Origin of the sequence: Pelomonas sp. Root1444 (assembly GCF_001426885.1) — a bacterium.
In the GTDB taxonomy this organism is placed as follows: domain Bacteria; phylum Pseudomonadota; class Gammaproteobacteria; order Burkholderiales; family Burkholderiaceae_C; genus Pelomonas.
Genome location: NZ_LMFP01000003.1, coordinates 1 through 26,325, shown reverse-complemented (window position 1 = coordinate 26,325; position 26,325 = coordinate 1). Strand labels below are relative to the sequence as shown.

At 60.6% G+C, this 26,325-nt stretch carries 28 protein-coding genes; 23 read left to right on the top strand and 5 right to left on the bottom strand.

Annotated elements, in window-relative coordinates:
• Positions 1–10: 10 nt before the first annotated feature.
• Positions 11–454 carry an SgcJ/EcaC family oxidoreductase gene (locus ASD35_RS02965; protein WP_056873436.1) on the bottom strand — a complete coding sequence of 148 codons (444 nt, stop codon included), beginning with the start codon at positions 452–454 and terminating at the stop codon, positions 11–13.
• Positions 455–530: 76 nt separating this feature from the next.
• Here ASD35_RS02965 and ASD35_RS02960 point away from each other — a divergent pair, with 76 nt between their 5' ends.
• Positions 531–1,457, top strand: coding sequence for a LysR family transcriptional regulator (locus ASD35_RS02960; protein WP_056873435.1), 927 nt, complete (start codon positions 531–533; stop codon positions 1,455–1,457).
• Positions 1,458–1,854: 397 nt separating this feature from the next.
• Entirely contained in the window at positions 1,855–2,163 is a 309-nt protein-coding gene (locus tag ASD35_RS26960) for a hypothetical protein (RefSeq protein ID WP_157275337.1), read from the top strand.
• Between the two features lie 296 nt (positions 2,164–2,459).
• Here ASD35_RS26960 and ASD35_RS02955 read toward each other — a convergent pair.
• Positions 2,460–3,598 (bottom strand): IS3 family transposase gene (locus ASD35_RS02955; RefSeq protein WP_369819188.1). Its coding sequence is split into 2 segments (ribosomal slippage): positions 2,460–3,337 and positions 3,337–3,598, totalling 1,140 coding nucleotides; the frame shifts between segments, so codons are not numbered across the junction.
• A 117-nt stretch (positions 3,599–3,715) separates the two neighbouring features.
• Complete coding sequence (locus ASD35_RS26395; protein WP_082579859.1) at positions 3,716–4,063, bottom strand: H-NS family nucleoid-associated regulatory protein; 348 nt, start codon at positions 4,061–4,063, stop codon at positions 3,716–3,718.
• A gap of 682 nt (positions 4,064–4,745) precedes the next feature.
• Here ASD35_RS26395 and ASD35_RS02945 point away from each other — a divergent pair.
• From ASD35_RS02945 to ASD35_RS02935, 3 genes are all read left to right on the top strand, one after another.
• Positions 4,746–5,369 carry a tyrosine-type recombinase/integrase gene (locus tag ASD35_RS02945; protein ID WP_056873433.1) on the top strand — a complete coding sequence of 208 codons (624 nt, stop codon included), beginning with the start codon at positions 4,746–4,748 and terminating at the stop codon, positions 5,367–5,369.
• A gap of 112 nt (positions 5,370–5,481) precedes the next feature.
• Entirely contained in the window at positions 5,482–6,171 is a 690-nt protein-coding gene (locus ASD35_RS02940) for an alpha/beta fold hydrolase (protein ID WP_056874562.1), read from the top strand.
• Between the two features lie 113 nt (positions 6,172–6,284).
• Positions 6,285–6,731, top strand: a complete 447-nt coding sequence (locus tag ASD35_RS02935) for a hypothetical protein (protein WP_056873432.1) — start codon at positions 6,285–6,287, stop codon at positions 6,729–6,731.
• 336 nt (positions 6,732–7,067) lie between these two features.
• Here ASD35_RS02935 and ASD35_RS02930 read toward each other — a convergent pair whose 3' ends face one another.
• Together ASD35_RS02930 and ASD35_RS02925 are read right to left on the bottom strand one after the other, a co-directional pair.
• On the bottom strand, positions 7,068–7,394 hold the full coding sequence (locus ASD35_RS02930) for a type II toxin-antitoxin system RelE/ParE family toxin (protein ID WP_056873431.1): 327 nt from the start codon (positions 7,392–7,394) through the stop codon (positions 7,068–7,070).
• Positions 7,391–7,675, bottom strand: coding sequence for a YlcI/YnfO family protein (locus ASD35_RS02925; protein WP_056873430.1), 285 nt, complete (start codon positions 7,673–7,675; stop codon positions 7,391–7,393). Before ASD35_RS02925 ends, ASD35_RS02930 begins: the two co-directional genes overlap by 4 nt.
• A 125-nt stretch (positions 7,676–7,800) precedes the next feature.
• On the opposite strand from ASD35_RS02925, the gene ASD35_RS02920 reads away from it, so the two are divergent.
• From ASD35_RS02920 to ASD35_RS02860, 18 genes are all read left to right on the top strand, one after another.
• Positions 7,801–8,433 (top strand): tyrosine-type recombinase/integrase, encoded by a 633-nt coding sequence (locus tag ASD35_RS02920; RefSeq protein WP_056873429.1) that lies wholly within the window; start codon positions 7,801–7,803, stop codon positions 8,431–8,433.
• Positions 8,434–8,669: 236 nt separating this feature from the next.
• Positions 8,670–8,849, top strand: a complete 180-nt coding sequence (locus tag ASD35_RS02915) for a hypothetical protein (RefSeq protein ID WP_056873428.1) — start codon at positions 8,670–8,672, stop codon at positions 8,847–8,849.
• 468 nt (positions 8,850–9,317) lie between these two features.
• Positions 9,318–10,178: an RHS repeat domain-containing protein gene (locus ASD35_RS26390; RefSeq protein ID WP_082579858.1), complete on the top strand. Its 861-nt coding sequence runs from the start codon at positions 9,318–9,320 to the stop codon at positions 10,176–10,178.
• 70 nt (positions 10,179–10,248) lie between these two features.
• Positions 10,249–12,234, top strand: a complete 1,986-nt coding sequence (locus ASD35_RS26955) for a hypothetical protein (RefSeq protein WP_235538217.1) — start codon at positions 10,249–10,251, stop codon at positions 12,232–12,234.
• 29 nt (positions 12,235–12,263) lie between these two features.
• Positions 12,264–14,789 (top strand): BPSL0067 family protein, encoded by a 2,526-nt coding sequence (locus ASD35_RS02910; RefSeq protein ID WP_056873427.1) that lies wholly within the window; start codon positions 12,264–12,266, stop codon positions 14,787–14,789.
• The gene (locus ASD35_RS26950) at positions 14,786–15,235 is read left to right on the top strand and encodes an STY0301 family protein (protein WP_157275334.1); all 450 of its coding nucleotides are present in this window, start codon (positions 14,786–14,788) and stop codon (positions 15,233–15,235) included. Before ASD35_RS02910 ends, ASD35_RS26950 begins: the two co-directional genes overlap by 4 nt.
• 504 nt (positions 15,236–15,739) lie before the next feature.
• Positions 15,740–16,252, top strand: coding sequence for a hypothetical protein (locus tag ASD35_RS26945; RefSeq protein WP_157275333.1), 513 nt, complete (start codon positions 15,740–15,742; stop codon positions 16,250–16,252).
• Between the two features lie 50 nt (positions 16,253–16,302).
• Positions 16,303–16,800 carry a hypothetical protein gene (locus tag ASD35_RS26940; protein ID WP_157275332.1) on the top strand — a complete coding sequence of 166 codons (498 nt, stop codon included), beginning with the start codon at positions 16,303–16,305 and terminating at the stop codon, positions 16,798–16,800.
• Positions 16,801–16,855: 55 nt separating this feature from the next.
• Positions 16,856–19,204, top strand: a complete 2,349-nt coding sequence (locus tag ASD35_RS02900) for a hypothetical protein (protein WP_056873425.1) — start codon at positions 16,856–16,858, stop codon at positions 19,202–19,204.
• Positions 19,201–19,701: a type II secretion system protein gene (locus tag ASD35_RS02895; RefSeq protein WP_235538216.1), complete on the top strand. Its 501-nt coding sequence runs from the start codon at positions 19,201–19,203 to the stop codon at positions 19,699–19,701. Before ASD35_RS02900 ends, ASD35_RS02895 begins: the two co-directional genes overlap by 4 nt.
• Positions 19,676–20,095 (top strand): prepilin-type N-terminal cleavage/methylation domain-containing protein, encoded by a 420-nt coding sequence (locus tag ASD35_RS02890; RefSeq protein ID WP_056873424.1) that lies wholly within the window; start codon positions 19,676–19,678, stop codon positions 20,093–20,095. The genes ASD35_RS02895 and ASD35_RS02890 overlap by 26 nt, the downstream gene beginning before the upstream one ends.
• A gap of 25 nt (positions 20,096–20,120) precedes the next feature.
• The gene (locus ASD35_RS02885) at positions 20,121–20,582 is read left to right on the top strand and encodes a type II secretion system protein (RefSeq protein ID WP_157275331.1); all 462 of its coding nucleotides are present in this window, start codon (positions 20,121–20,123) and stop codon (positions 20,580–20,582) included.
• The gene (gene gspG / locus ASD35_RS02880) at positions 20,579–21,007 is read left to right on the top strand and encodes a type II secretion system major pseudopilin GspG (RefSeq protein WP_056873422.1); all 429 of its coding nucleotides are present in this window, start codon (positions 20,579–20,581) and stop codon (positions 21,005–21,007) included. The genes ASD35_RS02885 and gspG overlap by 4 nt, the downstream gene beginning before the upstream one ends.
• Positions 21,008–21,017: 10 nt before the next feature.
• Entirely contained in the window at positions 21,018–22,199 is a 1,182-nt protein-coding gene (locus ASD35_RS02875) for a type II secretion system F family protein (RefSeq protein ID WP_056873421.1), read from the top strand.
• Positions 22,196–23,842 (top strand): GspE/PulE family protein, encoded by a 1,647-nt coding sequence (locus ASD35_RS02870; protein WP_082579855.1) that lies wholly within the window; start codon positions 22,196–22,198, stop codon positions 23,840–23,842. The genes ASD35_RS02875 and ASD35_RS02870 overlap by 4 nt, the downstream gene beginning before the upstream one ends.
• A 340-nt stretch (positions 23,843–24,182) precedes the next feature.
• Positions 24,183–24,503 (top strand): hypothetical protein, encoded by a 321-nt coding sequence (locus ASD35_RS02865; RefSeq protein WP_157275330.1) that lies wholly within the window; start codon positions 24,183–24,185, stop codon positions 24,501–24,503.
• Positions 24,487–24,990, top strand: coding sequence for a hypothetical protein (locus ASD35_RS26935; RefSeq protein WP_157275329.1), 504 nt, complete (start codon positions 24,487–24,489; stop codon positions 24,988–24,990). Before ASD35_RS02865 ends, ASD35_RS26935 begins: the two co-directional genes overlap by 17 nt.
• Before the next feature lie 706 nt (positions 24,991–25,696).
• The gene (locus tag ASD35_RS02860) at positions 25,697–26,059 is read left to right on the top strand and encodes a hypothetical protein (protein ID WP_056873418.1); all 363 of its coding nucleotides are present in this window, start codon (positions 25,697–25,699) and stop codon (positions 26,057–26,059) included.
• Positions 26,060–26,325 lie beyond the last annotated feature (266 nt).

Below are 26,325 nucleotides of genomic sequence, written 5' to 3'. Positions count from 1 at the left end.
GGTTCGGAATTCAACCCGCTACCGGCGATGCCTGCGCCCTCAGCATCGTCCGTCCTGTGCGTGGGTCTAGCAAGGTGACGTTTTCGAAGGCATGGAATCTCCATGCGCCTTCTTCGCAAGTCAGGACCGCCAGGATGACTGTGTCCACCGTATGCGCGCCCGCCGGATGGGCCTTGCCTAGGGCGAGACGGCTCCAGAAGTGCACCACGCTCACCCCCTCGCCCAACGGCAATACGTCGATCAGCTCGTTGTCCATGACCGAGTCGCTGTACACGGTGGTATGGATCGGGGCGTGCATGGCAACGATGGCGTCCACGCCGCGCACGTAGCGGCCGAACCGGTTGACGAATCTCGCGTCGGGGTGGAAGAGCGCCGCGAGTGCGTTCATGTCATGCGCATTCCAAGCGGCTTGGAAAGCACGGGGAGCATCGGTGGGGTGAGTCAGTTGGTTCATGGCAGCGACTTTGCTCGGGCCTTCCGATCATGTGAAGTCACATAATTTCGCTCGAACAGATCGAAACGGTAGATCAATGCTGGACGCTCTCACGCTCGGACAGATCCGGACCTTCGTTGCCATCGCCGACGCTGGAGGGTTCCGTGCAGGCGCCGCCCGCCTGCGGCGCGCGCAGTCGGCAGTCAGCCATGCGGTGTCCTCCCTTGAGGAAGAACTCGGCGTGCAGTTATTCGACCGTAGCAAGCGCCGCCCTGAGCTGACGCTCCACGGGCGGGCGCTGCTGGAGGACGCGCGCGCGGTGCTGCTCAAGGTTGACGGGATGCGGGCGCGGGCGCATGGCTTGGGCGCCGGTCTCGAGCTGCAGTTGCCGGTCGTGGTAGATACCCTGTTCCCGCTGCCGCTCGCATGCCAGGCACTGCGCGCGATGAACGAGGCGTTCCCCTCGGTGCAAGCGGACGTCACTGTTGCCCCGTTGGGCGAGCCGATTTCAGCCCTGCAGCAAGGCCGTTGTGTGCTGGCCATCACCGTCGGTGAGGAGTTTCGTGACCGGCGTATCGTTTTGCATGCGCTCGCGCCGGTGACAGTAGTGCCTGTCGTGGCTGCCGCCAGTCCGTTGGCACAGCGGATACGCGAGGGCTGGCAGCCGGGGCCGCACGAACTCGCCGACGATCTTCAGATCGTGCTGGCCGATCCATCTCCACTCACCAAGGGTCGCGACATAGGTGTGCTGTCGCCCAGGACCTGGCGGGTGCATTCACAGAGTGTGAAGCACGCGTTGATAGCGGCCGGCGTGGGTTGGGGACGTTTGCCCGCTTGGCAAGTGGAAGCAGACATACAGGGTGGCCGCTTGGTCCGTATCCCGGTGCAGGCATTCGGCCCGGGCGGCCAGGCGCAGTTGCAGGCGTTCCTGGCGCATCGTGTCGATCAGCGACTCGGGCCGGCCGCGCAGATGTTGCGTCAGTCACTCATCGCTGCCGTCGAGTCCATGGAAGGTAAGCGGTAGGCGCCCGGAGAATCTCGCCGACGTGATTCTGGCTCAAGGGAAATCTGAGTCATTCGCGGGGCCAGTGCCTCAACGACAGCGCCCACGCAGACCGGTCATTGAAGGCTCCTGGCTCTGACCGGCTGTTCCACTCCCCGAAACCGGTCACTCGACCGCGGCTCAAGCACCATGCAGGCACGAACCGCTGCTCTCGCCCGCTCCATAGGCGTATCACGACCCGGTACGGTCGCAGGCCCGCGCCTCGGGGCGTCAGCAACGTGCCCATAGCCGAAGTTGATCGTGTAGCCGCAGTAGGCGGGAAGCAGACATCGGCGTCCAACGGTCGCCCCGAATCGGGCGCGAGCCAAGTACCGTTGGTCGAGACTACGATCAGGCTTTGCCGCGTCAGGACGTGTAAGTGCCCAAGTACTGCGCAACTTGTCGGATCGAACTAGCGCCCGAGGCTGCAGCATGTTTTCGCTGCAGCGGTTCAGAGTTTGTGGACATTGAACAGCCGGAAACCCTAGCGAACGCCGTTGCCCGCACCATCCTCAGACTTTTCGTTGGCGGAGCTGTTTGGCTCGGCTTTATGGTGCTTGCGATGATTGGAGGCTTCTTCGGAAGCATGTCTGCCGGTAAGACCTTGTTTGTACTCGCCTGGGCGCTTGCATTTGCCGCGATTGTTTGGGCTGCTGCGCCCGTAGTTGGCTTCTTCGGTCGCAAGTGAGTCAACCGCAACGCACCACTGAACCTGCGTTTGCTGCTTCACGGCAACAAGGACAAGGGTGCCGGATCGTCCGCTTCGCTGCAGTGCTGTCCATCACTCTGGGTCTGGAACTTCGGCTATGGGCACATTTCCGACGCACGCATGACCAGCGCGCCAGAATGGCGCACACACGTCGAGGAATGCGCCGTCCGTATCGGTGACTACCGGCTGGCAGTCGAGTTCCGGAACAAATCTTGGTTCGGCTGACCTGCCCCCAACCGCCGTGCCAATGAATAGGTCGGAGTCCTGGTTGAAGGTTACTGGATCTCTGTGTTGATGGGTCCGGCGTGCTGGGCGGGATCGGTCGCGTTTCTGCGGTGCTGCTCAGCAAATTGCGCCGGCGGTATTCGTCCGATGCTGCTGTGCGGACGGACCTCGTTGTAGTCACGCCGCCAAGCGGCGATCTCAGTTCGGGCCTGCTTCAATGTCTCGAACCAATGCTCGTTCAGACATTCGTCCCGGAACCGGCCGTTGAAGCTCTCGATGTAGCCGTTCTGCATGGGTCGACCCGGCTCGATCAGGATGTGTCGGATGCCGTGGCTTTGCGCCCATGCGATGAAGGCCCTGCTGGTGAACTCCGGCCCGTTGTCTGTTCTCACCGCGGCTGGGTAGCCGCGGAACCGCGCAGCCTGATCCAGCAGCCGGACCACATACTGGCCACTGATGCCGTAGTCCACCGCGATGTCCACGGCCTCGTGGCTGAAGTCGTCGGCAACGGTGAGGCACTTCAGGCGCCGTCCGTTGGCCAGGCTGTCGCTGACGAAGTCCATGCTCCACACCTCATTGACCTGGGTGGCGATGTTCAACGGCGTGCGCTCGGCAGGCGGGCGCCGCACCTTCTTGCGTTTGCGCACTGCCAGGTTCGCGGCGCTGTACAGCCGATACACGCGCTTGTGATTGACGCCGGGGAAGTCCAGTCGCAGCAGGTCGTGCACGCGTCGGTATCCAAACCGTCGGCGCGCATGTGCAATCTCGACGATCTTGGCCTTGAGAGCCGCGGTCTGCGCGCTCGCCACCGGTGGATGCCGGTAGCTGTCTCGGCTTAGCCCCACAAGTCGGCAGGCCCGCCGCTCGGACAGCTGATGCTCGTTGATCAGCCGCCCGACGGCTTCCCGCTTGGCCTGTGGGGCTATCTTTTTACGCCGAGCACGCTCTTGAGCGCATGGATGTCCAGGTGGGCGTCGGCCAGCAGACTCTTGAGCTTGGCGTTCTCTGCTTCGAGCTCTCGCAGCCGCCGGGCGTCGCTCGCCTCCATGCCGCCGAACTTGGCTCGCCACTTGTAGAACGTCGCGTCTGAGAACCCGCCCTTGCGGCAGATCTCCGCCACGGCCAGCCCTGCCTCGGCCTGCTTCAGGAACCCAATGATCTGTTCCTCGGTGAACTTGCTCTTCCTCATGTCCGTCATTCTCCTGATGAGCGGACTCCTGCTACTTCAACTTGGCATGGCGGGAAGGGTGCAGGTCACGGCGGCGGCCGCGCGTAGCAGACGCCGGCAGCTTCGAACCGCCCCAGATCAGTTCACCCTGAACTCGTCCCGTGATCGGCCCTGGCTTTCGTAGGCAGCCAGCCATTTGGCTGGCATGCCGCGTCCACTCCAAGTATTGGCAGGGTTCGCGGGATCTTGATACAGCGCTTTCGCCGGACCGTTGACGCGCTTTCTGGATCTCGCGTCTGAGGTATACGGACGCAGCGCTTCGATGGCCTCTTGGAGGGTGAAGCCAGCGGCCTGCGCCTTCTTGACGTAGCCGTCAGCGAGGACCTTCAGCTCTTCGGCGCGTTGCGCCTCGATCTGCTTATTTAGCTCATCGCTGAGCTTCAGGAGTTCGGGATAGGAAAGCTTAGAAAAGTCAGTTGCAGTCATCAGCGCGGAGTTGTCTCAGCCCAGCCGGCCGGGCCGACCGAGTGTAGGTGGCGATTGCTGCCCAGCTATGCCGACAAGCATCGTGCAGGCCCGAGGTCCGCTCTCGCCCCCGCAACAGTCGCATTACGACCCAAAGCGGTAGTTGGTCCATCGCCGTCAGACCACCCATAAGCGGGCGTCAAAAACAGCGCTAGTTCAACCAGCGTTTGCCCTACGACGGTGGACTGCCAAAGCCGTGATCAGCGCGACGCAAATCACCATGCCTACGTACGGCGACCATCCGGCTGCCTCCAATGCGCCGTAACCCAGCATGTGAAGCAGGACCAAAGCGAAGCCACCGCTCAGAGTCGTCACACCAGCTGCGACTAGCGGCCGACGAGTGAGCCGCGAAGCGATCAGTGGACAGAGCGCCGCCCAGAGAATGAAGAGATTCAACGTCACAAGGTCAGGCATGATTGACTCGGTTAGGCGGGGGCCGTTTGTCGTCGCAACCAGGGTACCCGAAACGGGACACCTGCGAACGACCGCAGGTGGCCGGCAGTGTGAGGCCAATGCCGCGCCGCGCCGCTGCCGTTGCGGTTGCGGTTGCGGTTGCGGTTGCCATCCCGTGACTCTGCCAAAAGGAGCCGCAGACACAGCTTGAGCGCATGCTTGGTGGCCCTCAACTAGATGGGAGACCATCATGGGATCAGCAAACGGCACTCTGCCGCGTGAGCCGTGGAACAAGGGCAAGATCGTCGGCCAGAAGGCACCGTTCAAGGTCAAGGACATCTGGGCACTACGAGTTCGTCTTCAGATGGAAAGCCGGGTCCGCGAACTCGCGCTCTTCAACCTAGGCATCGACAGCAAGCTGCGAGGCTGCGACCTCGTTTCGCTCAAGGTGCGAGATGTTTGCCATGGGGATGCTGTGGCTAGCCGCGCCGTCGTGATGCAACACAAGACCCAGCGCCCAGTGCAGTTCGAGATCACAGCGGCGACCCGGGACGCGTTGCAGCGGTGGATCAAGCAGGCCGGACTGAGGTCCGAGGACTTCCTGTTCCCTAGCCGCATGCACGGCTCGCCGCACCTGGGAACCCGCCAGTACGCACGAATTCTTGAAGGCTGGGTGACGGAACTCGGGCTCGACCCAGCCGACTACGGGACCCACTCGATGCGAAGGACCAAGGCCACGCTGATCTATCGGCGCACCAAGAACCTGCGGGCGGTGCAACTGCTACTGGGGCACTCCAAACTGGAGTCCACGGTGAGGTACCTGGGAATCGAGGTCGATGACGCCCTCGAGATCTCCGAGCAGACCGAGATCTGAGGGCAGAGACGGCCGACGCCGCCGGCCATGGGCTTCCGGCGTCCGCACGAAAGGGCTGCAATTGGCTCTGCAAGCTGAGGTGGAGGTCACGGCTACGCTCGATACTCCTTTCATGACCACCCTGGTTTTGTTGCCTGGCATGGATGGCACAGGCTCGCTGTTCGATCCCCTCGTAGAGGCGCTAGCTGGCAAAGTTCAAGTCGAGGTGGTGCGGTACCCATCGGCGCCACCGGCCGGGTATTCCGTACTTGAGCGCTTGGCAGAAGCAAGTCTGCCGGCCGAGGGCCCGCTGATCTTGTTGGGTGAATCCTTCTCCGGCCCGATTGCCATCTCACTGGCGGCGAATCACCCCGGGAGGGTCATGGGCCTCATCCTTTGCTGCACCTTTGTACGCAACCCGTACCCCGGTCTATCGCTGCTCAAGAATCTGACCGGGCTGGCCCCTGTCAAGGTGGTGCCCACGCGCCTTGCAGCGGCCTTGCTCTTGGGACGGTTTGAAACGCCAAAGCTCCGAACTGCTCTCGGCTCAGCGCTGGCGGGTGTTTCAACCACAGCGCTGCGATCACGTTTGAAGGCCGTTCTCTCGGTCGATGTCGCTTCGGACTTGGGTCGGGTCAACGCTCCCATCCTGTACCTGCGTGCGAGCGAGGACCGCGTGGTCCCGGCCTCAGCGGGGGACATCATTCGTGCCATTCAGCCTGCGGCGCGCGTGGTGCAGATCTCTGGCCCACATTGCCTTCTTCAAGCGGCGCCAACCGAGGCTGCAAGGGCAATCCAGCAGTTCGTGCAGGCCGTCGGGTAGCCTGTGTGGCGGCTGCCGGCGTAACCACGAGCGGGTGGTCCCGGCCACAAGCCGCCGGTCGCCAGTGACCGTTTTCCAGTAGGCTGGCTGCAAAGCATCACCAGACAGATCCAATGTTCCACTGCCCCCAGTGCGACGCAACCTTGCAACCAGACGCCGTGGTCTGCCCTCGCTGCAATGCATCCTTCGGTGAAGACAGCACCTGGAGCCCCGTGTTCAGATCTCCGAAGGTCTGGACTCCGAACGAAGTGCCTGCAGCGCAGCGCGTCTGGTACGTCATCGTGTGCCTGATCGGGCTTGCGTACATGGGCTATAGCCTGTACACGGGTACCTTCTACCTGCCGAACAAGAGAGGCAACGGCGCAACCTTACGCGGCATTAACGCCTACGTCATGTGTGCGGCAGTCTTCTTCTGGGTCGCGCACCTGGCGAGCTACGTAGCCGATCACTACGACCGCCGAAACAACGAAGGCGCCTATGCCCGCTTCGCTACCCAGACCAAGTATTGGGCCATTGCATTCTTGGTCGCGGCCATCGTCCTGCCGGGTCCGGGCCGCTAGCTGCGTTGACACCCGGCCCTACTGAGCTGCGTGACCGCTTTCGGGCGCGTCCCCGCTTGCAGCAGACAGCAATGGGTCGGGATGCGACTGTCGCGGCGGGCGAGAGCGGTCGCTCGTGCCGCCACGATGCTTGCGCCGTGGTCGAGCGACCGGTCCCGTGGGTGAAGCTGCCGGTCAGGCATCGGCCTGCGAATGTCGCAGACCAGCCTGGACCCTTACTTCGACCGAGGTCTGCTATGGGCACGAAGCTGCCAGGGCGACTGCAAGGAGGCGATAAGCATGGCTCGACACGAGCCGTCGCCTTGCTACGTCGGCCGGCTGGCCTAGTGCCCGACTTCAGTGGCGGTAGTCCTCTTCGCGCTGGTGGCGAACAGCACCTACGACCACGTCGTTGCCGACGATTTCGAACAGCACAACATAGCCCGCGCTGCCAAACGGCACGACCAATTCCCTCGAGCGGCCATTCCCCAGTTCCGCCTTCCGGCACGTGAAAGGCGACCAGGACAGTAGGCGCATCCCCTCGCTGATCGCGTCGAGCGCACGTTGAGGCGTCGTCCAATCCGGCGTTTCACTTGCGAGCTCACGTTCGATGGCGAAGTCCTCCAGGCGCTGAAGGTCCGCAACTGCCTCTTCCAGAAGCGTGACGCTGTAAACGGGCTTCACCGGCCAGTGCGTTCAGCTGCTCGACGTTTCGCCTCGTCAAGGCGACCCTGCAAACCGGCCATGACCTCGTCGACCGTACGGCCTCCGCCTTCTTGCTTCCAACGCTCAATCGCCGCCTCGCCACGGTTGACGAACTCGGCCTGCACGCGACGCCAAGCTGCGGCCGCAACGACCGCCTGCTCGATGAACTGGGTCAGCGACTCGCCGTCCCGCAAGACGGCTTCGACTTCGGCCCGAACCTCGGGCTCGACGCGGATGGGGGGAAACGTGGCGGAGCGCATCGCTTAAATGTATAGCAAACGTGCTACGCAGACAATCCGCATCGAAGCTGGCGACGCGCCACCCCTATCGACGCGGGCGGCCCCCGGCGCATGCTTGCTGGCCCTCAACTCGATGGGAGACCATCATGGGATCAGCAGCCAACACCGCCAACCCCCTGTCGCGCGAGCCGTGGAACAAGGGCAAGATCGTCGGCCAGAAGGCGCCGTTCAAGGTCAAGGACATCTGGGCACTCCGTGTCCGGCTCCAAATGGAGAACCGCGTTCGTGAGCTCGCGCTGTTCAACTTGGGCATCGACAGCAAGCTTCGAGGTTGCGACCTCGTCTCGCTCAAGGTACGAGATGTCTGCCACGGCGACGCTGTGGCCAGCCGCGCGGTGGTGATGCAGCAAAAGACTCAGCGCCCCGTCCAGTTCGAGATCACGGCGGTAACCCGCGAAGCCGTTCAGCGTTGGATCAAGCAAGCTGGACTGAGATCCGACGGTTTCCTGTTCCCAAGTCGCATGCACTGCTCGCCGCATCTAGGAACGCGACAGTACGCCCGAATCCTGGAAGGCTGGGTGGAGGAACTCGGCCTTGACCCTGCCGACTACGGGACGCATTCGGTGCGAAGGACAAAGGCGACGCTGATCTATCGGCGGACCAGGAATTTGCGCGCCGTGCAGCTGCTGCTTGGGCACACAAAATTGGAGTCAACGGTGCGGTACCTCGGCATTGAGGTTGATGACGCACTCGAGATCTCCGAACAGACGGAAATCTGAGCGAGGCAGCGGTCGTCGCCGCCCAGCGGGCCGGGTCGGCCGCTCGCAACGGGGCTCCCGGGAGACCGGACCGGCTGGTTTCCAGCCGGTTCCGGTCATTCGATGTCGACGTGCCTACAGCAACTTCGTGCCCATAGCGGTCGCCTGGTTTGCTGGTCGCATGTCGGCGGGTGGCGCACTTCCCCGACTGCCCTGAGACAGCCGGCTACGGGGCCTTCGGACGCCGCGAACAGACGTTGCTGCCGCTGAATGGCGCTGCTGCGCTGTGCGGCATGGTCGGCGACCTGACGCCCTATGCGGCCGACTACCCACACTGCAGTTTCGACGCGCCTCGGCCGATGCCGGCCCTCGCCACAGAGGCCGGCTATGACGGGGTGACCTACCTCTCTGCTCAGCGCCATGGCGCCGTCTGCTAAGCGCTGTTCGAACACGTGCTCCCCGCCATCCGCGCCGGCTGGCGCCAGCGCCTGATCAGCCTAAGGCCGGCAACCTTTACCGTGTCGTGGTCTCCGTTGTCAGGGACAGCGGCATCCAACTCACATGGAGGCCGCTGCGCCAGGGCGCTTGATGAGTGACCTGCCGCACCAAGTTGGAGACCACCATAAGCCCTATGTGTATGGGATTTTTCACCGTTTTTACCCTGTGGGACTCGTCTACCAATTCGCCTATATTGAGGCCCACTGGTAGCGCGATCACTGGTTATCACAGGCGAGTAAAAAAATTGATAGAGATGCAGGGTTATTTGCATCAGTCAACGACAGGGAAAGGCTTGACATTGCTTGTGTTCGAAGGCGCATGTTGTTCAGTCGACCCCCGGGTCATTTCACTGCGTTCATCAAATCCTCTGCTCCTCTCTGAGGCACGCAGCGGAGCGTGAGAACTGGATGCGTTACCCTGCTCATGTAGGGCTGGACTTAAAAAACCTACTTCAGTTTTATCAACTCGCTCTTGTGGGCGATCAATACTTCTATCGCAAACCGTTTATGGCTTCCGTGGGTGAAATCCAAATGATGACTGCTTCGACTATCCGGCGAGGTCTGCTCGGCGTCCTGTTATTCGCCGTGGCAGGACTCGCAAGCGCGATTTCCTTGACGGTGACGCCGGCAACCAGCTACGACGGCAGTTACGCGGTGAACTATTCCTCGGCGCAGTCTTCGCAGTCAACGGTGACTTTGTACGATAACGCGACCAATCAGGCCGTTGCGTCTAAGTCCAATTCAGCCAGCGGATCTTTCCCTTTTTCTGGCAAGGCTCAGGGGTCATACAGCTATTACGTAAAGGACTGCTTCCAGCCTCCAACGTCATCCCCGCCGATTTGCTCGACTTCGGGAAGCGTGAACATCAGCGTAGTACTGTCGGCACCCACGGCACCTTCGTTTATCAAGGCTGGGATCAATCAAACCATCATTGTCGTGAACTGGGCTGTGACGGGCGGGGCTACAAGCTATCAACTTTCTCGGAATGGCGCGCTTTTAACGACGCTGTCTTCTACCGGCTATTCGGACCTCGCAGCGGTGAGCGGGACAAGCTATACCTATTCTGTCAAGGCATGCAATGCTGGCAGCTGCTCTGCCGCCCTCGCTGCTACCCCAGTGACCGCAGGTGCTATTTCCACAGGCGTCGCCGTGACGGAAAACTACGTGTATGACGCATTAGGTAGACTGAATACCGTCAAGACCAACGGCAATGTGAAGACTGACTACAGATACGACAAAGCTGGTAATCGATCAGCTGTTACGGAATAGTCTTTAGTCTTTAGTCTTTATGCCAGTCAATACCTCAAAAGCATCGTTCATCAGCAAAGAGTCTGAAACCATGATTGCGAACTGCATTTCCTCCAAACCTTTTGGCATTGTTACAGCTACATGGTTATTAGCATTGGGATGCGGAGCCGCCTGCGCGGGCCGTCTGGACCCGCCACCTTACGACATGATCAATAGACACGGTGTCAGCGCGATGAGTGGTCGGCCGTCCCCGACATTGGTCGATGTGACCATAGGCAGCAAAGCCTTGGGGCTTGAGCATTCGATTTCAACCTACGCTGGCAATATGGTAAACACGGGGTGGGCAGGCGATGAATACGTCTCTGGCTTGCAGGGTCCAAAGGACAAGTTTACCGGTGTATTAAGGCTGACACTCCGCCATATACCGCCCGGGCAAGCAAATAATCCGGCTGCGTGGGTTTATGTGATGCGCGCCTACGATACGGGAGGATCCTTCGATTTTTCCATCAACGCTGATGGCACTTTTACGTCGTATAACGGCGACCCACGCAACATACTGGAGGTCGTTCCCGCGAATGGTACAACGGAGCCGACCATGGTTTGGACGAAGCCTGATGGGTCAACGTCGACTTTTGCGTCGTTCGCAGGCTTCGACGCTCGAAATCTTTCGAACTTGGGAATCCCTCTCACGATCAAAAATATTCAAGCTGCCAACGGATTTACCATTTACTATTATGGCGGTGAAATTGCACAGAGCGTCACTACCAATACCGGATATCAGCTCAAATATATTTATTCGACACAAAATACCGCCGTGCCGAACGATGATCCGTCGAACAATTCAATTCCTGGGGTGGGTTGGGGCGAGCAAGCGCCGCGATATGTTGTGGCAATAAACAACGCGATCGACTATTGCATTCCGACCGGCCTGAATCCGTATCCTGACGTCAATTCGGCGTGCCCTGGCTTGACGGTGAATTGGCCGCGTGCAACCTATACGTGGCCGTCGGGCATGCCTCGCTCCATGTTTTTGGCGCCGGGAAGCTTGATTGTCACGGATTCAGAAGGTGGCACCACTGAGTATAAGCATGCGCCCTTTAAAAAGCCGGCGTCGATGGGTGATCCAAACTTCCGTGCGACGCGCTTAATCGGCATCAAGAGCACTCGCGCAAACGTACCCGAAGTAACGTATGCCTACGATACGGAACTGGTCGTAGCAGGAAACACAGATTTGTATGCTTGGTATACCTCCAAGGGAACCGCGACCTTGAAAACGTCGACAGCGGGTTCTGCACAGATGACATATTATCCCGCAGTTGCTGGGCAATATCCGGGCGAGTCGCGTTCCGGTTGCGGCGGAAGGTGCGTCACCTCGGTCGACTCGCATGTTGAATTTGGAGCTTGGCTGATACAGAGCTGGGATCAGGTCATTAGGCTCTCAAAAGACCGACGCAACCTGCTGCAAAGTATTACTGACACATTGACTGGTGTGTCGACCGTTTATGGCTACGACGCCCGCCTCAACATCAATTCCATCACGAAAAACGGCGTCACCGTTCAGACGGCTTCTTATCCCGCGACTTGCACTAACCGCAAAACCTGCAATCAAGCGATTTGGATTAGGGACGGGAACGGCAATCAAACTGATTTCGAATACGAACCAAATTCTGGTCAAGTTTCACGCGTGCGCAAGCCTGCCGTGATTTCCGGTGGCGTCAGTGTGAGGCCTGAGATTCGCTACACCTACACGCCGCTTTATGCTTATTTCAAAACCAGTGCGACAGGGTATGCGCAAGCTAGCGCGCCGGTCTATCTGTTGACGCGCGAGCGCACCTGCTTGGCCACCGCAACCATTGCCGATGGCAGCGGTTGCACGGGGGGGGCAGCAGACGAAATCATTACCGACTACGACTACGGTCCAGCCAACGCGGCCAATAACCTGGAGCTTCGCGGCGTGACGGTCTCGGCCTATGCCGAAGGTGCCCTCCAGGTTCGTCGTACCTGCTATCAATACGACAGCTTTGGCAACCGAATCGGTGAAATCAAACCCAAGGCAGGCTTGGCCAGCTGCTACTGAGGCATTGAGATTACACAATGAAATCGTCCATGATCCTCTCCAAACTCGTTGCTGCTGTTTGTTTGGCACTGCCGGCGCTTCTGCTGCACGAAGTGGCACAGGCCGCCCAGACATATCAGGCTTATTTGACTGCCACGCGCTATAACAGCAACCGGCAAGTCATCGGTGTGATCAAGCCTTCAGCAAATGGCTTGGCCCCCTGGCCGGCCGTTCGTAATACCTACGACCCCACGCGCGGCGTGCTGTTGTCGGTCGAAGAAGGCGTGCTGACGACTTGGCAAAACGATACCGTTGCGCCCGTGAACTGGGGTTCGAACTTCACGCCGAACCGCAAAACCGTCTACGCTTACGACAGTCTTGGGCGCAAAGCCACTGAATCCCAAGTCGGAACCGACGGGCAAACCGTGGGGCTGGTGCAGTACAGCTACGACGATTGGAATCAAGTTATCTGCAAAACGGTGCGCATGAATCCTGCGATCTACGGCGGCCTCCCGGCCGACGCCTGCACCTTAGGCGCCGAAGGCAGCGATGGGCCGGATCGGATCACTCGTTTTTCGTATAACACGTATTTCCAGATGACCGTCGAGACTCGGGCTTATAACGTCCCGGGTCTTCAAATGGACTACGTCACCAATACTTATGGCGGCACTGCCACGGCCACCAATACCTTCTCGTTGCTTACAGACCAGAAAGACGCGAACGGCAACGTCACCCATCTGGACTATGACGGCTTGCGTCGGGTGAGCAAGATGTACTTCCCGAGCAAAACCACGCCGGGCCAGTTTAGTACTACCGATGTCGAGCAATATAGCTACGACAACAACAGTAACCGAACTAAGCTGACCAAGCGAGACATGCGGGTCATCAACTACGCCTATGACGCCCTCAATCGCAATACACTGAAGGACGTCCCGGACAGCGCCGTTGATACCGACGTCTATATGGGCTATGACCTGCAGGACCATCCCCGCTACACCAACTTTGGCGGCCCGAGCGGCTCTGGCATTGCAACGGTTTACGACGGTTTTGGCCAACTGGCCAGTGAAGCCACCAGCGTCGGGGGAACGACCTATACCGCTTCCCACAAATACGACCTCAATGGCAATCGCGTCCTCATCACGCATGCAGACGGGACGCCATTCAGATATGAATATGATGGGTTGGACCAACTGAATTTCATCAAGGAGGGCTCCACTGCCGACAGCCCGGTGTTGATTCAGATCGGATTTGACAGCCAGGACCGAGTCAGCGCGCTTTACACGGGCGGCACAGCATCTGCGACGACGACGTTTCAGTATGACAGCTGGTCGCGTAATTACTTCAACGGGCTTGCGCCGACGGATGCCAATTATGCCTTCAACGAAACTGCATCGTATAACCCGGCTGGCCAAATCAAGCAGATGGCATACAGCAACGACAATTTTCAGTATCGCGAGAAAGGCAGCGCGACGGGAAACTATGTCGCCAATGGCCTCAACCAGTATACCTCTGTCAGCGGCAGGGCCTTCAGCTACGACGCCAACGGCAACCTCACTGCTGATGCCAACACCACCTACGGTTATGACGCCGAGAACCGCTTGGTTTCTGCCGTCGGCGGCCATAACGCCACGTTGGCCTATGATCCACTGGGTCGACTTTACAAGCTTACTTCGGGCAGTCAATCCACGCAGTTCGTCTACAGCGGCAGCACGCTTATCGCAGAGTACCAGAACGGGGCGATCGCCAAGCGGTACGTCGCCGGCAACGGGGTTGACCAGCCCCTGGTCAGTTACGCCGGCAGTGCCGTAGGTGTCGGCAATCGACAGTTTCTGCATGGGGATCGTCAGGGGTCGGTGATTTCCGCGACGAACAGCGCAGGCGCTACGCTCTATGTCAACGCCTATGACGCCTACGGTGTGCCCAGCGCAGTTAATCAGGGGCGCTTTGCGTACACAGGGCAGACCTACTTAGCTGAACTCGGGGTGTACTACTACAAGGCGCGGATATATAGTCCAACAATTGGACGGTTTCTGCAAGTGGATCCGGTAGGGTACAAAGTAGATATGAATTTGTATACCTACGTTAGCGATGATCCGTTAAACAGAACCGATCCCGATGGTGAGGAGGAGAAGACGATTGACGGAAAGGTATATGAGTCGCGTGCATTTCAGAATCCTGCTTCCTTGGTCGGCCATGATCTTTTTCTTAACAGGGCTGGCGAAGCCCAATGTGTGGTGCTAGTACAGAAGACGGTTGGAAATGTTCCTACCAGTGAGTGGAGGGCGGGGTCGAAGGTTGATAAAGACACCCCCCCGGGCACTGCGATCGGGAATTTTAATGAGCAAGGGAAGTTTGAGTCCAAAGATACCGGCCAGCACGCTGGCCTGCTAAGTGTTCCTACGCGAGCCAATGGAAGTATAAAAATGGTGGATCAGTGGAAATCAATGAAGGACCGAGGCGAGAAGGTTCAAGAGCGTACCGTTCGTGAGGTGAGCCTCACAAATCCAACGCAAAGTAACAATGCGAAAGACTTCAGGGTAATTCTGTTTCCTAAACAAGAGGAGAAGAAGAAATGACCAAATTATCTCTGGCTCGCAGCCTCGGTCGGCTTCCCTTTGTCATTTCCATGCTTGGCATCGCATTCTTACCAAAGATGGCGCTATGCCAGGAGTGTCCGCAGTTCCGCCAAGTTGATGAGGCTGCCGATATGGTAGATGGATGGACTCTTATCAATGACTCAACAGTGCTGTTTTTGAAGGGACTTGAGATTATTGAAGGCAAGATTCATAAGGAAAGGAGTGATAATGTCATACTGGCGCCAATTTCAAAAGGCGCAAATGAATATTACTGGAATTTCCCAAAATCAATCGGAAAAGCCGAGGCATGGATGATTTGCTCATACGGTGGCGGCAATGCGCGACTGGCCCATCGGATAATGCCCGAGGCAAAACGATGCTCCGTGTTCAAAGTTGGCGGGGATTCTACAAAGTTCCGTTCTGGTATTCGTGCGGTTTGTGAATGAGGGCGTTTTTTATTATCGCATTGGTGGTCGCTTCGGTTGACGGGACTTTTTGCATAAACACGGTACGATAGATGCCGCTCGCAATTTCGCCGCTTGAAGCGTGAGTTGCGGCTAACAGGCATAACAATTTGGCTTTTCATTGAATGGTTGTACGGCGTTGCAGTCGCTTTCACGCAGTTGCTATTGCTGCCAACGCCACCGCGTGCGTCACATTTTCCACCTTCAAGCACCAGCATTCGGCGCCAACTTGCTGTTGACAGGGGGCTACCAATCTGGATAATCTTATTAATCGTGTTTAGATATTTAATTCATCGGCTTGATGGGCCATATGGCGGAGGATGTGGTTAGGGCCTTGTTGTTTGCGAATTTTTCGTCACAATCAGCGCCCTTCTCGATTGAAGGGCTGGGGATGATGAACTGAATTGCGCAATTCAGGCTTGAGCTTCTATTGACAGAAATGGGGCGCAAATGTTTTGGTGGCAACTCTGCCGAATAGATAGACCATTGATCGGGGTCGCGCTTGTTCTTGCTGTAGGTATGGTATGTTTCTGGCTTGAGATTGGCATCGCGCAGGGGCGTGTCAATCGGGTTCAAGACGGAAAAGCAGACAGCCTTGCGTCTTCAGCTTTTCGCTCCTCTTCAGTGGTGCAGCCTGATGTACGTACCGCCCTTATCACGGCGCCAGAGGCGCGCGAGGCGGCCGTGCGACCATTCGACCGCCTAGCCCAAACCGCCCTGGAAGCCGAACTTCGCCTGGGCGTCAATACACGCCGGCTGATGATGGCTCCGAGTCACCAGGCGGCGGACGGCGCCGGCTTCACGACCGTCGTGTCATTCGAGCTCCAAGGCCCTTACCCAGGAGTGAAGGCCTGGATGGCGGGCATGCTGACCACTTGGCCGCAGGCCCTAGCCTTCAAGTCTCTAGACCTGACTCGCATCGAGAGTGATGCGCCCGCAGTGCAAGGCGTGTTGGCGCGTGTCGAGTTCTTATTCACGCCTGGAGCCAATCCCAAGTGAGCAGGTCGCAGGCCTCCACGCCCCGATTCCGCTCGCCGCTGGGTTGGGCCTTGTTCGCCAGCGTGTTTGCCACCGCTTGGGCGCTGTGGTGGCCCGAACCAGTGGAGGTATCACCTGCTTCTGAAACCCTGGTTGCGCCGCCCGTGCCTCGCGTGCCAGCCTTGGGCGTTCGCGCCGGCAAATCGTCCACGTTGCGCGAGGCGGCCCTTGCCGATCCATTTTTCCCCCGCGCCGCCTCGGCCGGTGAGCCGAGCATTAGGCTGCCCAACGGCCCGGCGATGGCCAATGCTACAGCGGCAATGGCTGCCGCATTGCTGCCCCCAGCATCACCCCGCATCGCCGGCAGCTTCACGAGCCCGGAAGATGAAAAGAGTGTGTTCCTCAGCGACGGGGGACAGTTGCTGGCAGCCAAGCCCGGGCTGGTGCTGAGCAGCGGCTACGAAGTGGAGGCCATAGGTCCGCGCGAGCTGCGTTTGCGCCACCCGGCGGCTTCTGAACCCGTGGTGTTGCCGATGCCAACTGCCGCAGCGGCGGGCACACTGCCCTAGACGGCAGGCATGCGCGATCTGGCCTGAACCAAGACGAAAGGTTGATGTGAGCGGGATGCATGCCGTCGCCCAGGCGCGGAGCGGGGCTTCGGGACGCGCTGTTGTGTTGTGTTTGCTGGCGATGGCGCTGATTCTCGCGATGGTTGGCTGCGCCCACCCTGTGCAGATGGAGGCCGAGCGCCTACAGGCCGCGGGCCGGTCCGAAGAGGCGCTCATCGCGCTAGAGCAAGGTCTCCGGCGCGAGCCGGAGAATGCCCAGTTACGCAGCCACTACCTGCGCTTGCGCACGGACACGCTGAACTCGTGGCTGTCCGAGGCCTTGCGCCTGCGGGTACAAGGACAACTGGACGAGGCGCAACGCCTGCTGGACCGTGCGCTGGCGGTGGAGCCCAGTTCGGGACGGGTGGCTGAGCAGTTGCTGGCCGTGCGCAACGAGCGCCGTTTGCGTGCGGTCCAAGGTGACGCTGAGGCGCTGCTGGCGCGCAGCCAGACGGCGGCGGCCTTGAGCACAGTGGAAGAGGCGCTCAAGACCAACCCGCGCCACGATGGACTCCTGGCGCTGCGCCGACAGATCTTGATGGCACAGCGCGACGTACAGCTCAAGGCCGCCCAACTGGGCCTGGCTGAGCAGCGGCCGGTGTCGCTTGACTTCCGCGACGCGGGTCTTCGCCAGGTGCTGGACGTGGTGAGCCGCTACAGTGGTCTGAACTTCGTGTTGGACAAGGATATCCGTTCTGACCTGCGCGTAACGGTCTACCTGAAGAACGTGCGGGTGGAAGACGCGCTGGACCTGCTGGTGAGCACGCATCAACTTGCGCGCAAGGTGCTGGACGAGCGCACCGTGTTGATCTATCCGAACACGCCGGAGAAGCAGCACGAATACCAGGAGCAGGTGATTCGGGTGTACTACCTTGCAAATGCCGAAGCCAAAGGGGCGGCAGCCTTCTTGAAGTCGATGCTGAAGGTGAAAGACCCGTTCGTGGACGACCGCAGCAACATGCTGTCCTTGCGCGAGTCACCTGAAACCATGGCTCTCGCTGAACGCCTGATCGGGCTCTACGACACGCAGGAACCCGAGGTGCTCCTGGAGCTGGAAGTGCTCGAAGTGCGCTCCAGCCGGCTGACGGAACTGGGGCTGAAGCTGCCGACCAGCGTCGGCCTGACGCTCCTCCCCGCAGGTTCGGGGGCGTCGTTGACGTTGGACCAACTGCGCGATGTGGGCAGCAATCGCGTGGGCGTCTCGCTGGGCGGTGCAACGTTGAACCTGCGTCGCGAGGTGAATGACTCACAAGTGCTGGCCAACCCGCGGGTGAGGGCGAAGAACCGCGAAAAGGCCAAGGTGCTGATCGGGGACAAGGTGCCCATCGTGACGACGACGACGGGGCAGTTGGGCTTCGTCGGTGACAGCGTGAGCTACATCGATGTCGGTCTGAAGCTGGACCTGGAACCAACGATCTATGCCAACGACGAGGTCATGATCCGCCTGGCTTTGGAAGTCAGCTCACTGGCCAGCCAGTTGAAAACAGCCTCGGGCACGACGGCTTACCAGATCAGCACCCGCAATGCCAGCACAGCCCTGCGGCTGAAAGACGGCGAGACTCAACTACTGGCTGGCCTGCTGAGCAAGGAAGAGCGGAGCAGTGGCACGCGCTTCCCTGGCTTGGGTGACATACCGCTGCTGGGCCGGCTGTTCGGCAGCCAGTTGGATGACGGCAGCCGGACGGAATTAGTGCTGTCAATCACGCCGCGCATCGTGCGCAACCTGCGTCAGATGGACCCGAGCGAGACGGAGTTGTGGGTGGGCACTGAGGCTTACACGCGGCTGCGCCAGGTGGGGGGACGGGTAGCACCGGAAAGCGTGCCGGACCCTCGGCCTGGAAAGACGGCTTCTGCGGCGGGCGCGGCCATGCAAACGGCATCTGGGGCCCCGCCTGCTGACTTGCCTGCCCAAGGGCCGACGGGGTCGGCGGCCGACGAGTTGCCACCCAACCAAGTCTCGCTGCGCTGGCAGGCGCCGGAACAGGTGAGGGTGGGCCAGCCGTTCAACCTAGTGCTGATGGGCGAGGTGTCCGCAGCGCTCAAGGGTCTGAACTTCGGTTTGATTTCAGGGCCCGGCCGTCTGAGGTTGATGCAGCCCAAGGCGGGCGGGTTCTGGCAGGCGCAGGGTGCACCGGTCAACATCAGTTCGGCCGTGGACGAGAGATCGGGCCAGATCGACATCGGGTTGCTGAGATCAGAGGGCAAGCTGATGACAGGGCGCGGCGGTCTCGTGGAGCTGACGTTGGTGGCCACCAAAGCTGGGCGGCTTGACTTGAGCGCGCCGCGGCTCAACGTGATTGGCGCCGACACCAACCAGCCGACGGTGCTCCCGCCTGAGCCGGTGGCCATCGAGGTGTTGCCATGATCGCGATGCAGCGCCGTAATGGCGATAGCTGCCACAAGGGCGTCGGGCGCGGCTACACGTTGGTGGAGCTGATGGTGGTGTTAGCCATCCTCTCTGTATTGGCGCTGGGCGTAGCGCCGATGGCGGAAGTGACAGTGCAACGCCGCCGCGAGGATGCATTGCGGGATGCCCTATGGCAGATCCGCGCGGCCATCGACGCTTACAAGCGAGCGGTGGACATGGGCGCCATTCCGCGCCCACCTGGAGCGTCGGGTTACCCACCCAACCTACTGGCATTGGTCGACGGTGTGCCGGGGATCGGCGGGCCCCGGCAGTACTTTCTGCGGCGGCTACCGCGTGATCCTTTCGCGCCGGCCGAGGTGGCGGCTGAGGCCAGTTGGCGCTTGCGCAGCTACGAGAGCCCCGCCGATGCACCTCGGCCAGGTGCAGACGTCTACGACGTGCAGTCCAGTTCAGACGGCAGGGGGCTGAATGGCGAGCTTCTCAAGAAATGGTGATGGGCTGGTGAGCACTCTTCGGATTTCTGCGCGTGGCTTCACCGTGATCGAGCTGATCGTCGTTTTGGCGGTCGTCGCGCTGCTGCTCGGCATCATTGCTCCTCGATATGCCCAACATGTGGACCGTTCCCGTGAGACCGTGCTCCGGCAAAACCTGACTGCGTTGAGAGACGCCATCGACAAGTTCTACGGTGACCGCGGACGTTATCCCGCCGAGCTGGACGAACTCGCTCGTGAACGCTATCTCCGCGAGGTGCCGATCGATCCGGTGACGAACCGGCGCGACACCTGGCAGGTGCAGGCACCGCGGGCGCCTGAGCGAGGCAGTGTCTACGACGTCCACAGTGGGGCGGCGGGGCAGGCCAGTGACGGAACGCTCTATGCGAACTGGTGATATGCACCTACGCCAGCCGCGGCCAATGCCTGCCAGTACCGCCGGCTTCGCGCTGCTGTACGTGCTGATGATGTTGACTGTGCTGGCAGGTGCAGGCGCTGTCGTCGCCCAGCGGTGGGCCGAGCAGGTCGGACGCGCGAAGGAACAGCAGCTGCTGCGTGTTGGCGATGCGATGGCCAAGGCCCTGGCCGACTACCGAGCAAGCACGCCCAGCCTGGACAAGCGTTTTCCGGCAAGGTTGGAAGATCTGGTGCTGGACCCGAGGTTTGGAAACCCGCGGCACCACCTGCGGCAACTGTACCCCGACCCCATGACGGGCCAGGCGGATTGGCAGGTGATACGGGACGCCCAGGGCGGCATCGTCGGCGTGCACAGCAGGTCGGAGAGGCCGACGTGGCGCCGAGTGCCGCAACGTTTGAATTTTGTAGATTTACCTGCGGCGACCCATGTGTCGCAGTGGATGTTCACGCCAAGGATGCTGCCATGAGCCGCCCCATTAACCCCGCTCGTCCCAGCTCCGGCTTCACCCTACTGGAGTTGTTGGTCGTCATTCTCATCATTGGCCTGCTGACGGGCATCATCGGCCCGCGGCTGATGGGGCAGATTGGCCGTTCGGAAGTGACCACTGCCCGGGCGCAGATCGCTGCGCTGGACAAGGCCGTCGAGGCTTATCGATTGGACATGGGGCAATACCCGAGCAAAGAACAAGGATTGCGTGCGCTCGTCTCGCCCTCAACGACGCCCGAGCGCTGGCGGGGGCCTTACCTCAAAGGGGCCGTCCCGCTCGATCCTTGGGGTTCGCCATACCAGTACCGGATGCCGGGCGGTGGTGGACGGGATTTCGACATCGTGAGCCTGGGACGTGACAAGACGTCGGGCGGCTCGGGCGACGATGCCGACATCACTAACTGAAACGGCATCAATGGATTTCGTTGCACGCATCTTTGACCCGGCAGTAACTGGGATCAGGGAAGCGCACGTTCGCGCCAAAGACGACGCCGAGGCGCGGACGCATTTGGCGAGCGAAGGGCTGACGGTGCTGGCATTGCGCCCGGCGCGGGGCTGGCGCAAGCGCATTGGAGGCGGCCAGCGCTTGGACGTCGCGCTTTGGTGCCGGGAACTGCGGGCGTTGTTGCAGGCGGGCTTGTCGGTAGTTGAAGCGCTGGAAGCGCTGGGGGCAGCAACAGGGGCCAGCTCTGTTTATGAAGAGCTCTTGGCCCGGCTCCGCGAAGGAAAGGCGTTTTCCTCGGCGCTAGCCGACTCTGGTCGGTTCCCGGCGCTTCTGATTGCCTCCGTGCGAGCCAGCGAGAGAACCAGCGACCTGGCCCACGCACTTGACGCTTTCCTGCGGTTCGACGAGTTGGTCGGGACGTTGCGCAGGAAGGTGGTCAGTGCTGCTATCTATCCGGCGTTGGTCATCGGGCTGGGGCTCTTGATCGGCGTCTTCCTGCTGTTTGTCGTCGTGCCGCGCTTGGCGTCGTTGTACGCGGAGGCAAGTGCCGGCGTTAGCACTGCGACGCGGCTCTTGATCTCCTTCAGCGGGCTCTTGACCGCGCACTCCGAAAAGGTGCTTGGCGCCGCAGTGTCCTTGGCGCTGATCGTTGCATGGGTTTCAACCGGTCCCCGGCCGAGACTGTTCGGCACATGGCTCCTGCAGGCGTGGCCATGGCTCGGTCGTCAAGTTGGCAACTTTGAGAAGGCACGTCTTTTCGAGGCGTTGGCCTTGTTGGTGCAAGGGGGCTACAGCTTGCATGAAGCGCTGAATGTTTGTGTTGGCATCGCTCAGAGCCCATTGACCGAAGAGCGGCTTCATGTGGCGCGTCAAAGGATCGAGCACGGGTCGCTGGCCTCGACAGCTTTCATGTCTGCTGGGCTCGCGGATCCAGTTGCCGAGCGGTTGATGCGCGCTGGCGAGCGCGGCGGTGATTTTGATCGCGTACTTCGTGCCATTGCCGAGCGCCATCGGCAAACTTTCGAGACCTTTGTGGAGCGTGCCACCCGCCTCGTCGAACCGGTGCTTCTCACGGGTGTGGCGCTGATGGTGGGCGGCATGGTGGTCCTGCTATACATGCCCGTTTTTGATATCGCGGCATCCATCCGATGAACCGCGAGACGCTATCAACTGCTGTGTCGCCGTCTCAAGTGCTGGCTGAACTGGCCGCGGTAAGGAGCTCGGATGTTGCCGGCACCGTGCTCGACGCCTTGTTTTCGCGACGTCCGGACTGGCCCTGGCGCTCCTTGCTCGCCCGCGATGCGGGCGTGCGCTGTCTGGCCGACGTGGGGCCGGTAACGCTGCTGGTTGTTGAGACGGAGATCCCGGTGGGCGCAGCGCTATTGCAGGGCGATGTGCCGCTCCTGGCGATGGCTGATCCGTGGGACACGGAGCTCTTCGATTCTGTGGGGCGCTTGATAGGACAGCAGTTGGAGCCGGTGGCTGCCACCGGAGCAGAACTTTCGGAGTGGCGCGTTGCTGCTGCGGGACAGCGTCGCCCGGATCCGCCGCCTTCAAAGGCACCGACGGGCGCAGCCTCGGCCGACAAGGTGGTGCCTGCGGTGGTCCAACTGGTCGACCGCGCACTGGTCGGAGCCTGGAAGCTTGGGGCGAGTGATGTCCACTTTGAATGCGACCGACAAGGCCTCTGGGTGAAGCACCGCCTCGATGGCGTCATGGCGGCGTTCGAGCGGCTTGACGGCGCGGCGCGAGCAGAAGAGGTGATCTCGCGACTCAAGGTGCTTGCACAACTCGATATTACGGAGCGCCGACTTCCCCAAGACGGTAGGTTCCGATTCGGATTTGACGGCCACGAAGTGGACTTGCGTGTTTCCATCATGCCCAGCGTTTTCGGCGAAGACGCTGTTTTGCGCTTACTGGACAAATCGACGCTGCGTTCCAGCGGGCGTGAGGTCACGTTGGATGCGCTTGGTTTCGAACCCGACAGCAGAGACAGGCTTCGGCACTTGTCCAGCTTGCCGCACGGCATGGTGTTGGTGACCGGGCCAACAGGAAGTGGAAAGACAACGTCGGTGTACGCGGCGCTGTCCGAAATCAACACCGGCAAGGAAAAGATCATCACCATCGAAGATCCGGTGGAATACGAATTGCCTGGCGTGTTGCAGATTCCGGTCAACGAAAAAAAGGGCCTGACGTTCGCCCGCGGCTTGCGCAGCATCCTGCGCCATGACCCGGACCGCATCTTGGTTGGAGAGATTCGAGATGCCGAGACCGCGGAGATCGCAGTGCAATCGGCGCTGACGGGGCATCTGGTCTTCACGACCGTGCATGCCAACTCGCTCTTCGACGTCATCGGTCGCTTCCGGCACTTCAGGCTGGACATGTTCGGCTTCGTGTCCTCGCTGAACGGCGTGGTTGTGCAGCGCCTGATGCGCCGGCTCTGCGCCAACTGCGGCAGCCGACGGCGGCCAACGGTCGCGGAGGAGCGCTGGTGGCAGCGACATGAGCAGGAGTTCGGATCCCTGCCGACTGAAGTGCCGTGCGGGAAAGGCTGCGAGACTTGCCATGGGACGGGTTATCGAGGGCGCTTTGTGGTGGCGGAGGTTCATCAGATCGGCGACCTGTTGCGAGACCGCATCCTTGCCGGCGCGGAGGTGAGCGAACTCAAGCGCATGGCTTTTGACGCTGTCGATTCGACCGGGATCACGCGTCCCCTTTTAACGCAGGCCGTAAGCCATGTTGGGCGCGGCCAAACCACTTTGGAGGAAATCTTTCGTGTGGTTGGCCAGATCTGACCGAATAGACGTCTATTTGTCTGGGGGCGTGGCTGCCATTCGCCGTCGTAGTGCCGAAACAGTGGTGCAGTCACTCGCTAATCGCGCATGGGGCGACCTCTTGGATGAATGGGCGGGCACCGCTGCACGCACTTCCTGGCGCATTTGGCTCGGCGGAAGTTTGTGCCGTCTCCTCAGGGTTGAACCTGTACCTGGCGTCCGAACCATCGAGGAAGCGGAGGCCGTCGTTGCGCGATTGGCGAGCGAGAACGGGCAATCGTTGGAAGCTCGCTTGGCGCTGTGGTCTCCGCATCGGCCGTGGATAGCGTGCTGCAGTCCGGTGGGCTTTGCCGAGAGTCTCATGTCCGTGGCAGACAAGCATCGGATCGACCTGGTGAGCATTCGTCCGTGGTGGTCCTCCGTGCCTGCTGGCTCAATGAATGGCGTGGCTTGCTTTGATGACGAGTCGATTTCGTCCTGGCACACCGACAAGCGGGCGCAAGTGGTCAAGTGCTCAACATTGCTGGTGGACGAGGGACGGCAGGCGCAGGCCCTACAGCGCATGCGGGTGTCCGAGCAGCTGCAAGCGTACCGACTGGATCTCAATGCATCGGTAGCCACAGGGACGGTCGGATTCTCAGCGATCCCGATTCAGGAGGGCGACCATGCCGTTGCCGGCTGAACTTCGGTTTGAACTTCGGCCAAGGAGGCCGTCGCGCGCATTGCTCGCGGCACTGCTGATTGTGTTGGCCGTTGCGGCCTGGCTGTTCGCGAAGTGGCTGATCCCGCAGGTCGAGGCCTACCGGCGTAGCCAAGACTTAGCAGCGAACGAGCCAGCGGTAGGACCACAGCTCGCTACATCTTCGGCCTCGGCCGCGGTACGCAATGCCACCGCCGTACTGGATGATCGTTTGCATGAAGCTGAGCTATGCGTCAGGGATTCTGCAACGCTGCATCGCTTCACTTACGACGCCGCGGAGCGAGTTGCAACGATGCACATTACCTTGCGAGAAGCGGAGGCCCTGGGTGCTCTCATGGGCTGTCTTAATGCGAACATTACGGAGACAGAGGGATGGAAGCTATTAGGCTATGAAGCGTTGGACTCGACCGGGGCACACCGTGGCGTGCAGCGCTCCAGCCGAATTGTTCTTAGCAGCTTGCAGCCATAGTAGGGGTGTGAGTAGGACACATACGGCGAATGATTAGCTCAGCCTGTTGCTGTAGCTCGGTGAATTTCGGCTTTGGGCACAAAGCTGTCCGCAGCCGGATGCGACGCCAATGGCGACAACCAGCCTGCGGACTAAGCCGCTCGCGCGGTAGCAGCTCCGGCGGCAGTGAGAGTCGATTGATCCAGCGCTCCTACCACAGTTGAGCAGCGAGGCAACTCGCCTCGCATTTCAACAGGAGCAGGACCAGGAGGCCATCTCACCGTTGCGTCAACGCATGGCTGAGGACGTGCGCATGCGCAAGCTGGAACTCAAGACCCGTGCGGCGTTCCTACGCGCGGTTGCAAAGCCGGCTGGCTTCCTCAAGCACGACACATCGTGCCGTCCTGTGCGGTGCGCCTGGTTGCCGGCCAACCAAGCCGGCTAAAAGCGGACTGGGCGTCGCGACCACCGCTGCGATCCGACTGAATGGGTCCGGTGGCATGAAGAGTCGGTAGTGGATGCCGCCATGCCGGCGAACGAGGCTGACCCGGGTACGGGCGTATTCCGCACACTCGTTCAACAGGTCGGGGCTAGTTCGTAGCGAGCTTCGCAACGAGCTTGTAGTCGGCATGAGGTTGCCGTGTCGTTGAGCGCAGCAGCCACATTGTCCGACCGTGACCGCCGTTCAAGGTCGGAAACGGCGCGGTAGCGATAATGCCGCCCCATCATGGATGCGATGAAAGCCTTGGCTGACAAGCCGCTTGTGCCAACGGCGGATGCGATGAAGGCGATCAGCGACCTGGACGATCTGGTGCGGGCGGTACTCAAGTCCGTACCGGGCTCCAAGCCATGGCAGAGGCAGCTGCAGGTGCACTTGCGTGAAGCAGATCGGGGCCTGCAGGTCCTGCGGATGACGATTGCCCTTCGACGAGATGCCCAGGAGATTGCTGAGGCGGTGTCGTCGGTCCACCGCGCGCTGAAGGTGGCAAACGGCTATGTGGCGGCGACTCGTGCGGACATCAACACAAAAGCCGCTGTGCGACTCGCCTTCGAACTGGGACTGAAGACCGAGCGGTTGTTCGGTATCTAGTTCCATTCTCGGTGGCGCAGGCTGTCGGCGTCGGCCGGCACTTGAGGCGGCACACGGCAGGGGAGTCGCGGCGCGATTGATGTCCGAGTGACTTGGCTGGGCTGCCTAGGAAAAGTTTCCAAATCGGGCCCACACCACTTGGCTGACCTTGGCGCACTCCTCCAGCGTCATCTGGCCGATCTTGCAGTCCCGACGTGGTATGGCGGTATGCGTCCGCCCAAGTCACCTTGATGCCCGGTAGCCGGACCTGGATGCTTGTGTCCACG

Coding starts and splice junctions, on each gene's coding strand:
- ASD35_RS02965 (WP_056873436.1), bottom strand. CDS start 454: ATGAACCAACTGACTCACCCCACCGATGCTCCCCGTGCTTTCCAAGCC.
- ASD35_RS02960 (WP_056873435.1), top strand. CDS start 531: ATGCTGGACGCTCTCACGCTCGGACAGATCCGGACCTTCGTTGCCATC.
- ASD35_RS26395 (WP_082579859.1), bottom strand. CDS start 4,063: ATGACTGCAACTGACTTTTCTAAGCTTTCCTATCCCGAACTCCTGAAG.
- ASD35_RS02945 (WP_056873433.1), top strand. CDS start 4,746: ATGGGATCAGCAAACGGCACTCTGCCGCGTGAGCCGTGGAACAAGGGC.
- ASD35_RS02940 (WP_056874562.1), top strand. CDS start 5,482: ATGACCACCCTGGTTTTGTTGCCTGGCATGGATGGCACAGGCTCGCTG.
- ASD35_RS02935 (WP_056873432.1), top strand. CDS start 6,285: ATGTTCCACTGCCCCCAGTGCGACGCAACCTTGCAACCAGACGCCGTG.
- ASD35_RS02925 (WP_056873430.1), bottom strand. CDS start 7,675: ATGCGCTCCGCCACGTTTCCCCCCATCCGCGTCGAGCCCGAGGTTCGG.
- ASD35_RS02920 (WP_056873429.1), top strand. CDS start 7,801: ATGGGATCAGCAGCCAACACCGCCAACCCCCTGTCGCGCGAGCCGTGG.
- ASD35_RS26390 (WP_082579858.1), top strand. CDS start 9,318: ATGCGTTACCCTGCTCATGTAGGGCTGGACTTAAAAAACCTACTTCAG.
- ASD35_RS26955 (WP_235538217.1), top strand. CDS start 10,249: ATGATTGCGAACTGCATTTCCTCCAAACCTTTTGGCATTGTTACAGCT.
- ASD35_RS02910 (WP_056873427.1), top strand. CDS start 12,264: ATGATCCTCTCCAAACTCGTTGCTGCTGTTTGTTTGGCACTGCCGGCG.
- ASD35_RS26950 (WP_157275334.1), top strand. CDS start 14,786: ATGACCAAATTATCTCTGGCTCGCAGCCTCGGTCGGCTTCCCTTTGTC.
- ASD35_RS02900 (WP_056873425.1), top strand. CDS start 16,856: ATGCATGCCGTCGCCCAGGCGCGGAGCGGGGCTTCGGGACGCGCTGTT.
- ASD35_RS02895 (WP_235538216.1), top strand. CDS start 19,201: ATGATCGCGATGCAGCGCCGTAATGGCGATAGCTGCCACAAGGGCGTC.
- ASD35_RS02890 (WP_056873424.1), top strand. CDS start 19,676: ATGGCGAGCTTCTCAAGAAATGGTGATGGGCTGGTGAGCACTCTTCGG.
- ASD35_RS02885 (WP_157275331.1), top strand. CDS start 20,121: ATGCCTGCCAGTACCGCCGGCTTCGCGCTGCTGTACGTGCTGATGATG.
- gspG (WP_056873422.1), top strand. CDS start 20,579: ATGAGCCGCCCCATTAACCCCGCTCGTCCCAGCTCCGGCTTCACCCTA.
- ASD35_RS02875 (WP_056873421.1), top strand. CDS start 21,018: ATGGATTTCGTTGCACGCATCTTTGACCCGGCAGTAACTGGGATCAGG.
- ASD35_RS02870 (WP_082579855.1), top strand. CDS start 22,196: ATGAACCGCGAGACGCTATCAACTGCTGTGTCGCCGTCTCAAGTGCTG.
- ASD35_RS02865 (WP_157275330.1), top strand. CDS start 24,183: ATGTCCGTGGCAGACAAGCATCGGATCGACCTGGTGAGCATTCGTCCG.
- ASD35_RS26935 (WP_157275329.1), top strand. CDS start 24,487: ATGCCGTTGCCGGCTGAACTTCGGTTTGAACTTCGGCCAAGGAGGCCG.
- ASD35_RS02860 (WP_056873418.1), top strand. CDS start 25,697: ATGGATGCGATGAAAGCCTTGGCTGACAAGCCGCTTGTGCCAACGGCG.